The sequence below is a fragment of the Paenibacillus sp. Root444D2 genome, assembly GCF_001426375.1.
GTDB lineage: Bacteria > Bacillota > Bacilli > Paenibacillales > NBRC-103111 > Paenibacillus_E.
Genome location: NZ_LMEO01000026.1, coordinates 46,534 through 55,770, shown reverse-complemented (window position 1 = coordinate 55,770; position 9,237 = coordinate 46,534). Strand labels below are relative to the sequence as shown.

General features: G+C 41.3%; 9 protein-coding genes, 1 rRNA gene and 3 pseudogenes. 12 read left to right on the top strand and 1 reads right to left on the bottom strand.

Annotated features, from left to right (window positions below; translation table 11 throughout):
• From rrf to ASD40_RS38650, 8 genes and pseudogenes are all read left to right on the top strand, one after another.
• Positions 1-100 (top strand): 5S ribosomal RNA (gene rrf / locus ASD40_RS16905); the annotation flags it as partial.
• Between the two features lie 203 nt (positions 101-303).
• Positions 304-744: pseudogene (locus ASD40_RS36430) on the top strand (M24 family metallopeptidase); the annotation flags it as partial.
• A 231-nt stretch (positions 745-975) separates the two neighbouring features.
• Complete coding sequence (locus ASD40_RS39090; RefSeq protein ID WP_268795902.1) at positions 976-1,107, top strand: hypothetical protein; 132 nt, start codon at positions 976-978, stop codon at positions 1,105-1,107.
• A gap of 233 nt (positions 1,108-1,340) precedes the next feature.
• Positions 1,341-1,733 (top strand): hypothetical protein, encoded by a 393-nt coding sequence (locus ASD40_RS16895; protein WP_057304377.1) that lies wholly within the window; start codon positions 1,341-1,343, stop codon positions 1,731-1,733.
• Positions 1,734-2,401: 668 nt separating this feature from the next.
• The gene (locus ASD40_RS16890; RefSeq protein ID WP_057304376.1) at positions 2,402-2,887 is read left to right on the top strand and encodes a DinB family protein; all 486 of its coding nucleotides are present in this window, start codon (positions 2,402-2,404) and stop codon (positions 2,885-2,887) included.
• A gap of 20 nt (positions 2,888-2,907) precedes the next feature.
• Complete coding sequence (locus ASD40_RS16885) at positions 2,908-3,804, top strand: RCC1 domain-containing protein (protein ID WP_057304381.1); 897 nt, start codon at positions 2,908-2,910, stop codon at positions 3,802-3,804.
• A 62-nt stretch (positions 3,805-3,866) separates the two neighbouring features.
• Entirely contained in the window at positions 3,867-4,649 is a 783-nt protein-coding gene (locus tag ASD40_RS16880) for an APH(3') family aminoglycoside O-phosphotransferase (protein WP_057304375.1), read from the top strand.
• Between the two features lie 29 nt (positions 4,650-4,678).
• A pseudogene (locus ASD40_RS38650) lies at positions 4,679-4,951 on the top strand (IS110 family transposase); the annotation flags it as partial.
• Between the two features lie 6 nt (positions 4,952-4,957).
• Here the strand turns inward: ASD40_RS38650 and ASD40_RS38645 are convergent.
• Positions 4,958-5,047: pseudogene (locus tag ASD40_RS38645) on the bottom strand (DNA alkylation repair protein); the annotation flags it as partial.
• A 147-nt stretch (positions 5,048-5,194) separates the two neighbouring features.
• On the opposite strand from ASD40_RS38645, the gene ASD40_RS16870 reads away from it, so the two are divergent.
• The 4 genes from ASD40_RS16870 to ASD40_RS16855 all read left to right on the top strand — a co-directional run bounded on the left by ASD40_RS16870 (position 5,195) and on the right by ASD40_RS16855 (position 9,190).
• Positions 5,195-5,935: a LytR/AlgR family response regulator transcription factor gene (locus tag ASD40_RS16870; protein ID WP_057304373.1), complete on the top strand. Its 741-nt coding sequence runs from the start codon at positions 5,195-5,197 to the stop codon at positions 5,933-5,935.
• A 1-nt stretch (position 5,936) separates the two neighbouring features.
• Positions 5,937-7,223 carry an ATP-binding protein gene (locus ASD40_RS16865; RefSeq protein ID WP_057304372.1) on the top strand — a complete coding sequence of 429 codons (1,287 nt, stop codon included), beginning with the start codon at positions 5,937-5,939 and terminating at the stop codon, positions 7,221-7,223.
• Positions 7,224-7,344: 121 nt separating this feature from the next.
• Entirely contained in the window at positions 7,345-8,490 is a 1,146-nt protein-coding gene (locus tag ASD40_RS16860; RefSeq protein ID WP_057304371.1) for a serine hydrolase domain-containing protein, read from the top strand.
• A 145-nt stretch (positions 8,491-8,635) separates the two neighbouring features.
• A complete protein-coding gene (locus tag ASD40_RS16855; protein WP_057304370.1) occupies positions 8,636-9,190 on the top strand; it encodes a DUF1700 domain-containing protein in 555 nt (184 codons plus the stop codon).
• Positions 9,191-9,237 lie beyond the last annotated feature (47 nt).

Below are 9,237 nucleotides of genomic sequence, written 5' to 3'. Positions count from 1 at the left end.
AGGGGACCCACGCGTTCCCATCTCGAACACGACCGTTAAGCCCTCCAGCGTCGATGGTACTTGAACCGCAGGGTTCTGGGAGAGTAGAACGTTGCCAAGCAAAAGACCTCACTTAATAAGTGAGGTCTTTTTTTTTTGATTTAGGAAAAATAGTTATGGTCTGATAGTAATAATTTTAAGATAAGAACATCCTTGTTGATGAACAATAGCAAAGAAGATATTACTTGGTTTCAACTTCCGAAGCCTGCTACACCGTTGAAGGCCTCTTTCTGATTTGCGGATATCCGTCATGACTCGCCATTTTTCCCGACTTTTTTCCTTGCGTCTGTCAACGACGTCATTGCGCATGGTTTTCCGAGCCGAAATCCGCTCAAGGAAGGTGACATCGTCAAAATCGACATCGTCGCGGATGCGGATGGCTGGATCGGCGATGTGATGCACGCGGTTCAAACCCATGCCGAGCGAAACGGATTCTCGGTGGTGCGCGATCTGCTCGGTCATGGCGTAGGAAGGGAGATGCACTAGGAACCTAATTATAACCACGTCGGGAATCCGGGCAAAGGGTTCCGCTTGAAGGAAGGGATGGTTTTTACGATCGAGCCGATGCTAAATGCCGGAAAAGCGTTAATGACGATTGATGCCGACGGATGGACCGCCAGAACCGTTGACGGCTCGCTTTCCGCACAGTACGAGCATACGGTCGCCATTACTACGGATGGCCCGATTATATTGACCGCACAATAGAATTCAATCCTTTTAATCCTTTTATTTGTTCAATTTTGATTTTGAGCCGTGATTTCCTATTCCAGATTTCAAGCAAAAAAATCGGCCACTGTTCGCGGTTTTGAACACAGCAAGGCTGCCGATTGAATGTTGCTTACGGTAGCCTTGTGTATGTTACGGTCTGTGGCCTTTGTTTAATTATTTATTGGCTCTTCGTAATACCGTTGTGTTAGGGGTGACGATGTAGATGGTATGATTGAACGAATCTTGAAGTGCGTCGGTAAAATCGTGACGCAACGAACCGAAATTGCCGAGATCGGCATGGTGTATGCTTCGTTTGCGGACACAGAAGGGAATATCGTCAATATTGTTGGAGACATCTAACAAATGGTAGCGGTTATCGAAGGGTGGAGCATCTTTCTCCAACTAAGAAGTGATTTGCATTGCCGCTATTTCATAACGGTTCCCCAACGCTTACCTAAACAAGACCACTCTTGTCAATGACTTTATTAAACTCTAACTTGAAGTAATAGGCAGATTCAGCAACAGAAACGTCCAATCGGGAAGGGGAGCGGCCGCATATCCTTTAGGAAAAATAACGAAAGGATGATATGACTATGAGCAGAAACATTTCCGGCTGCCCACTGCCAAAGCCGATCACTCTGACGGCTCGACTCGCCCCGTTTGTTGGCAAGATCGTTACAGTCGTTACGCCTGGTTTAATCCGGACTACAGGGGTGTTATCAAACAACTCAGCGAGCGGTTTCACAGTGGGGGCCTTGCGGGTGCCGTTTGCAACATCGTTCTATATCTTGCTGCCTTTACGGGGGAGGCCACTCCTACCGTTTAATGTGAATGCGAGGGCTGAGGATCTGGGCGAAATTGGAGGTCAGCTTGTGCAAGTCGGCCGCAACTTCGTAGAGTTAATACAGTCACGCGGAATTGTGTCCACGTTGTTTCCGCTGAATTTGTTTACAGAGGTCCAATGTGAGCCTATCGGAGATGAGTAAGTTGACCGGCGCTAGCCTAGAGCAGGCGCCGTTTTTTATGGCGAATTGATTGAACTTCATCCACATTTAAGTTAGCGGATAAAGGTTATCACCAACTTAATTGCACGTTCGCAAACTGATCTTAGTGCGGTAATGGAACCTATCCATCGTTTATTATCGCTACGTTAACGGGCAGGATAGCAAAGTGATACGTGTAATATATTGTAATGTAGGGATTTGGGGAGGAATTGTTATTAATTCTCAAAGAGACAATATACATAAAATCATTGCCGAATGGGATCCATTTGATTTAAAGATCTATGGTATCGAAAGTTATGAAATACTAAAATGCATTCACTCTAGCGGGTCAAGAGACCCTAAGTAAATAGCAGGGTTTATTGAATCTATGCTTCAACATTTGGATGCTTCGAGAAAATTAAATAAATTCCAACACCATGAATTACCTCTCATTAAGTCATTCCGCTAACGGAAACGATAATGAAGGGAGCTTGCCTCGTGGCAACTCCTTTTTTTCATTCAAGTAACGGGCAGGATCCATCGGCTGCTATTCCCCGCGAACGGGCAGGATGGTTGAAGAAGAAATAAAAGGACAATTATCTAAAAACAAGAATAACTTATTAGTTGGTTTTTTAGTCTGGGGTTTACATTAAAAAAGGAGGGGGATTGAATTGGAGGAGTTAATTAAGGAGTATGCCTTAGGATACGCAATGCTTCGGGATGCTATCGAAGGATTGACAGAGGAGGAGTTTCGTTTCAAGCCTGCCCCGGACAAATGGAGCATTCATCAAATCCTCATACATGTGACAGATTCAGAGATTTCGTCCACATCTAGGCTAAAAAAAGTCTTGGCGGAAGATGAGCCGACTCTGATTTCATTTGATCAAGACGCATGGACGAATAACTTGGGGTATGATTTACTGGACCGCGAGCAGTATCTACTTCTGTTCAAATTGCTGCGTTCCAGTATGCAGACAATTCTAGACAATCTAACTACTGAACAAAGCGAGCGAGTGGGAGTGTATGTCGATCAGGGGCGGTTCACATTTAAGCAATTGATGGAATACCGCATCGAACATGTCCGCAACCACCTTGCTCAAATTGAAAGGGTAAAGAAGGCATACCACGATAAGCAATTAACCAATTTTAAAAAATAGAAGGAGATAAGCAAGTGAACATTGAAGGTGATTGGCTCGGACAGGCGGCGTTAAAGGTGAAACGCTGGCCTAAAGATACCATAGCGGCGGGTCATCGTCATACCATTGGGCTTAAATCTGACGGAACGGTGACGGCTGTGGGTGATAATAAATATGGCCAATGTGATGTAAGCGGCTGGCGCGATATTGTGGCGGTCGCGGCTGGTAATGTTCATATGGCGACGAACACGGGTAATGCTCATACAATCGGTCTTAAATCTTATAGTACTGTGGCGGCTGTGGGTTGGAATAAGCATGACCAATGCGATGTAAACGACTGGCGCGATATTGTAGCGGTTGCGGCGGGTTGGCGTCGTACCATTGGGCTTAAATCGGATGGCACGGTGATAGCAGTAGGTCGAAATAATGAAGGTGAATGCAATGTAAACGGTTGGTATGATATTGTGGCGGTCGCGGCGGGTGACTGGCATACCATCGGTCTTAAATTGGACGGCACGGTGACGGCTGTAGGTAATAATCGGTATCGCCAATGCAATGTAAGCGGCTGGTGCGATATTGTGGCGGTCGCAGCTGGTTATCTTCATACAATCGGTCTTAAATCGGACGGTACGGTGACGGCTATGGGTTTGAATAAACATAACCAATGCGATGTAAGCGGCTGGCGCGATATTGTGGCGATAGCGGTGGGTAGTAATCATACCATTGGCCTTAAATCGGACGGTACTGTCACGGCTGTGGGTTGGAATGAGTATGGCCAAAGTAATGTAAGTGATTGGCGCGATATTGTGGCGATTGCGGCGGGTTGTGCCCATACCGTCGGTCTTAAATCGGACGGCACGGTGGTTGCTGTGGGTGATAATGAATATGGCCAATGCGATGTAAGCTGCTGGCGCGGCATCCAACTACCCGGCAATTAGTTTTCAATATCAGTATACAGTCACGTATCGGTCGTGAAAATCACATAAATGGAGGAGAAGATATGATTCCAATACCATTAAAGCTTGCCGCTCATCTTGGCGACGCTGAGTGGACACCAATTACGATCGGTTGCTCGGTTGCTCAGACTTTCCGTTTGCAGATGCCGGACCATGGAATGGGGATGTACCTAAAGATGGTAGATAAGGACACTCGTAGGTCGCTAAAGCAGGAATTTGAGCGGCTGTTATGGTTGCAAGGAAAATTGCCGGTTCCGAACATTATTGATTACATAACTGAAGACAATCGGGAATACCTGCTTACCGTCGAACTTCCGGGTACCCATGCCGCGGACCAATCAAACTCGGACCGCCTACCAGGAATAGTACGGGAGCTAGCACTGGCGCTAAGACGTATCCACGATCTGCCAATCGATGATTGCCCATTCGATAAAAGCTTGGCAGTTCATATTAATGAGGCAAAGCAGAATATTGAGCTCGGCTTAGTGGATGTTGAGGACTTCGACCATAAGCGTTCAGGTAGAAGCTCCGACTCATTATTTCATGAGCTGCTCATTACGCGACCACCGAACGAAGACCTGGTATTTACTCATGGAGATTATTGCTTGCCGAACATCCTATTGTATGAAGACGGCAGGCTAAGTGGATATATCGACTGGGGTAATGCCGGCATTGCCGATCGGTACCAAGATCTAGCGCTTGCACATCGTAGTTTGATTCATAACTTCGGTATGACATGGGCTGAACTTTTCTTGCATGAATACGGACTGGAACGACCGGACCGTGAAAAAATCGAATTCTACCAACTGTTGGATGAGTTTTTCTGAATGATTGATGAGAAATTGAGTTTAGGTAGATTTTTAAACAAAACGATGAACAAAATCAACGTATTGAACGAATTTCCACCTCTCATCTTGTTGTAGGTATCGACATGGCAGAAATTCATGCCGCGCAGGCTACTAACTTTCGGGGTATCATTCTTGCCAAGCGGCATCTATCATTTACAAACGACTTAGAAGGATTCGAAAGATTACAACGTTGGATGGATGAATTGCAACAGAAGCACCGATTGAATACCCTAATCATCGGTATGGAACCAACCGGACACTACTGGTTTATCCTGGCTAATCGGCAGCCTGTTCAATTTACGGGAAACCGCGATGGGCTTCATATCGCATGCAGCCAAACCAAAAAGCGGTTCGTGCGCGCCATTGGATCCGTACATTTTCGATTTACCCTTACTCGTTCATTTGGTGTTGAGGGATTTTAATTTGCATTTCATCCAAAAGCTATCTATACAAGGTCAAATGGTTGTATCATGCTTATATAAAGTTTTAGAATAAAGGTACTGGAAATGAGAGGTGTATCATTTTTGTATAGAGTGGCTATTTGCGATGATGAGGAAAAACAAAGAGAGCTTGTTAAAAGCATCCTAATTACTTTGTCGATAAAGACAAATATAGATTTTGAAATTGAATTATTCGGCTCGGGAGAGCAATTGGTATCCGATTATGAGCACCATGAAACTCCATTCCATATTTTAATTTTGGATATTGAAATGGGGGGGATGAACGGGATTCAAACAGCCCGAAAAATAAGAGGGTTAAATAACCTGGATGAACAAATTATTTTTCTGACAAGCTATCCTGAATATATGGTTGAAAGTTTTGATGTCATGACATTCCAGTATTTGATAAAACCAATTGCTCCTTCGATCTTGGAGGAGAAAATGATCAAGATATGCCAATACTTTCAAGCACTTGATAAAAAGTTTATGGTTATCAAGTCAACCTATGAAGAAATCGTTTTAAAATATGATGACCTCATTAGTATTGAAGCTGCCAAAAGCTTAACTATAAAAAGCAAACTACATTTTACGACCACTAATCAAACCTATGAAAGCAAAGGCATCATTTCAGATTATGCTTTGGCCTTAAAAGACTGTAACTTCTTGCAAATCCATCGTTCTATTATTATTAATCTGCTTCATGTGAAGAAATTTGCTAGCGGAGTTGTTCTAATGTCCAATGGGTTTGAATTACCCATAGGTCGTTCTAAAATTAAAGAGGTTAAAGATACTTACACCAAATTTATGATTATGAAGGTCGATTGATATGATTCAAAATAATTTTCCTATTGTCTTTAGCATTATACTTGTGATGGGCGTTCAAATTAATTTTTTCTTCAACTCAGTGTTTGGTAAATCAGCTAAAAAACATAACCGGTTCATTTATTTCATTATGTTTGGGTTGCTTGATTACCTGTATCTGGTTATTCCCATCTCTCCTATTTTATCCTTAATTCTACCCTTGCTCATGATATTTAGTTTTGCACAATCTTATCAAGTAGAAATTAAAGACAAGATCATTTTTTCTATGTTTTACGGTGTTTTAATATCTCTCGTTAATTTTATATCCCTTTATATTTTTTATACCCTATATTCAGTTGAGTTTAGCTTTGACCCTGTAAATGAACATGATCAAATAGCCTACACAAAAGCTATTTTACTCAGTTGCATGATCATGTTTGCTATCATTCAGATCATACGACTACTTGCAAAACGTAGAAGTTACTCTTTGCATTACCGTTATTACATATTTTTTTCGGTTATTCCTATCGTAAGTATAAACCAACTGAATATTCTAACTTATAAGGACGCCTATTCTTTCATATCCGTCATTGTATTACTATTTTTAAACGTTATGATTTTCTATATTTTTGATACGATCATTGATAAATTTCAATTCATGCATGAGAATACTCAGTTGCAACATCAGATGGACTATCAGGATGCGAATTACGAAAAAGTCGTTCATAGCTTCAAATCCATTAAAAGAATCATTCATGATACGAATCAGCAGTTTTTGTATATTGAAGAATGTATTAAACGAAATGAGTTAACAACTGCACTGGAACATATTAAGACGACATTAAATAAAGTCGAAGGAGCCTATCAACGGGTTAACACAGGGAATCTGGTTATTGATGCCCTTGTCACAAACATTCTTACTATTGGACAAGCCAATGGCATAAGAATAGATACAAAGATTAGCTTATGTTCACAAGTAGTCCAAATTGACCGTTATGATTTATGTGTTGTCATTGGAAATATGCTAGATAACGCAATAGAGGCTTCTAAAAAGTTAAAAATAGCAGAAGATAGGTACATTCTTATAAAAATACATTCTACCGAGTCTACTCTTCTCATTCATATCATGAATCATATGGAGAATGAAGTTGCCCGCTTAAACAGCCAAAAATCAAACCCGGAATTTCATGGTATTGGATTAACGAACATAGCTAGAATCTGCGACAAGTACGGTGGTCATATGACCATTGAAACGAAACAAAAAATATTCAATAATATGGTACTAATACCATTTTATACTAACAATCCTTAGACAACCTGTTGTTTAGGGATTATTTTTTACGTTTCAGGGCGCTTTTCATTCTAACAGCGTTCTTCCTTGTATGATGAATTCAGTAAGTCACATCTAGAAGGAATACGAGGAGGAATTAATAATGAAGAAGATGGTTTCCGTAGTAATGACAGCTATACTTATTGCAATACCGCCAAGCTCAATTGTAAAAGCAGAGCCCACTCAAAATGAATCTAATTCTTTACAAACAAGCACTCAACAAGATTATAATTCAGTCAAGCAAGCTATGCGGGATACATTGCAACTTGGATTCCCGGGGATACTTGCTAAAACTTCCGAGGGTGGAAAAAGGTGGGGTTATGCCACTGGGCTAGCGAATTTGAGCACCAAGAAACCAATGGAAACAGATTATCGCTTTCGCATTGGCAGCGTGACGAAGACGTTCACCGCAACGGTTGTACTTCAATTAGCTGGAGAGAACCGCTTGAATCTAGACGATTCCATCGAAAAATGGCTGCCTGGTGTCATTCAAGGAAACGGATATAATGGTAAACAGATTACTATCCGGCAGATATTGAACCATACAAGTGGTATCGCTGAATACTCAAGATCCAAAGACGTAAATTTTATGGATACAAAAAAATCGTATACGGCTGAAGAAATAGTGAAGTTGGGGATTTCTCTGCCCCCAGACTTTGTTCCAGGAAAGGGCTGGTCTTATTCAAACACAGGATACGTATTACTGGGTATTCTTATTGAAAAAGTAACCGGAAACAGCTACGCGGAAGAGATTGAAAATCGGATTATTGAACCGCTTGAATTGTCGGATACATTCCTACCTGGCAATTCAAGCGTTATTCCAGGCACCAAGCATGCTCGGGGATATTCCCAACCAGACGAAGTAAGTGAGATAAAAGACGTTACTTATTATAATCCAAGTGCAGGTAGCTCGGCTGGAGATATGATTTCTGATGCTGACGACTTAAATAAATTCTTCTCTTCCTTGCTCGGTGGCAAATTACTGAAGGAACAGCAACTTAAACAAATGCTTACTACAGTTCCTGTAGGAAGAGCAGGAATCGATGGATATGGTCTTGGAATCTTTGAAACTAAGCTTCCAAACGGTGTCTCGATTTGGGGGCACACAGGTGGCATTCTAGGGTTTTCTACGATTGCAGGAGGTACGCTTGGAGGCAATCATACGTTGGTCGTCAGTTTGAACAGTTTGGGTAGAGATAACAGTCCTAATCCTTTTAAAAATATTTTACTTGCTGAATTTAGCAAGTAGGAGAAAAGGAAAAACGGAATATATGGTTTAATTTTGTCATAGCCCCAACTTACTTCAAAAAAATAAATTTGGGGCTTATATGGAATTATGGCGGAAACTTTTCTGCAAGAAACAGCTATATCAGAAATTAAAGGAGAGTTAAATTATGGATAAAATTATAAATGACTATCTTATAAAAATTGAAAGGTATTTGAAATCTATGTCCGATTCCGAGCGTATTGACATTGTAAAAGAAATCAAAAGTGTAATGCTTGAATTGCAAAATAATGGTGTATCTTCTGAGAAAATTATCGAACGGTTAGGAAATCCAAAAGAATTAGCGAAAGCATACTTAAGTGAAGCTATTTCAAAGAACAGTAAATTTAGTTGGCGTAAATTCGGCGCAATATTTGCACTTTGTAGCGACTTTGCAGGCATCAACGGTATGTTACTTTTGCCGTTCATCAGTACTCTTTCCATTGCTTTAATGATTGGTGGAGTTATTACGCCGATAGGTGGAATTGTTAAATTTGTCGGGTATCTTATGGGATATGATATTGCCGGAATAACAATCGAAATGGGAGCATTTACACCAAGCCTAATGCAGTTCTTGCCAATTTCTATTGTGATTGGTGTGTTAATGTTTTGGCTGGGGAAAGTCTTATGGAAGCTTACTATTAAATATATACACGCAATTAGTCAGAAAGAGAAAACAGTATAATAATATAAAGAACGGGGCGCGACGGTCATTCATAGACCAATCGTACC

Excerpts from the sequence above, each read along its gene's own strand:
- ASD40_RS39090 (WP_268795902.1), top strand. The coding sequence starts at position 976 with ATGATTGAACGAATCTTGAAGTGCGTCGGTAAAATCGTGACGCAACGA.
- ASD40_RS16895 (WP_057304377.1), top strand. The coding sequence starts at position 1,341 with ATGAGCAGAAACATTTCCGGCTGCCCACTGCCAAAGCCGATCACTCTG.
- ASD40_RS16880 (WP_057304375.1), top strand. The coding sequence starts at position 3,867 with ATGATTCCAATACCATTAAAGCTTGCCGCTCATCTTGGCGACGCTGAG.
- ASD40_RS16865 (WP_057304372.1), top strand. The coding sequence starts at position 5,937 with ATGATTCAAAATAATTTTCCTATTGTCTTTAGCATTATACTTGTGATG.
- ASD40_RS16860 (WP_057304371.1), top strand. The coding sequence starts at position 7,345 with ATGAAGAAGATGGTTTCCGTAGTAATGACAGCTATACTTATTGCAATA.
- ASD40_RS16855 (WP_057304370.1), top strand. The coding sequence starts at position 8,636 with ATGGATAAAATTATAAATGACTATCTTATAAAAATTGAAAGGTATTTG.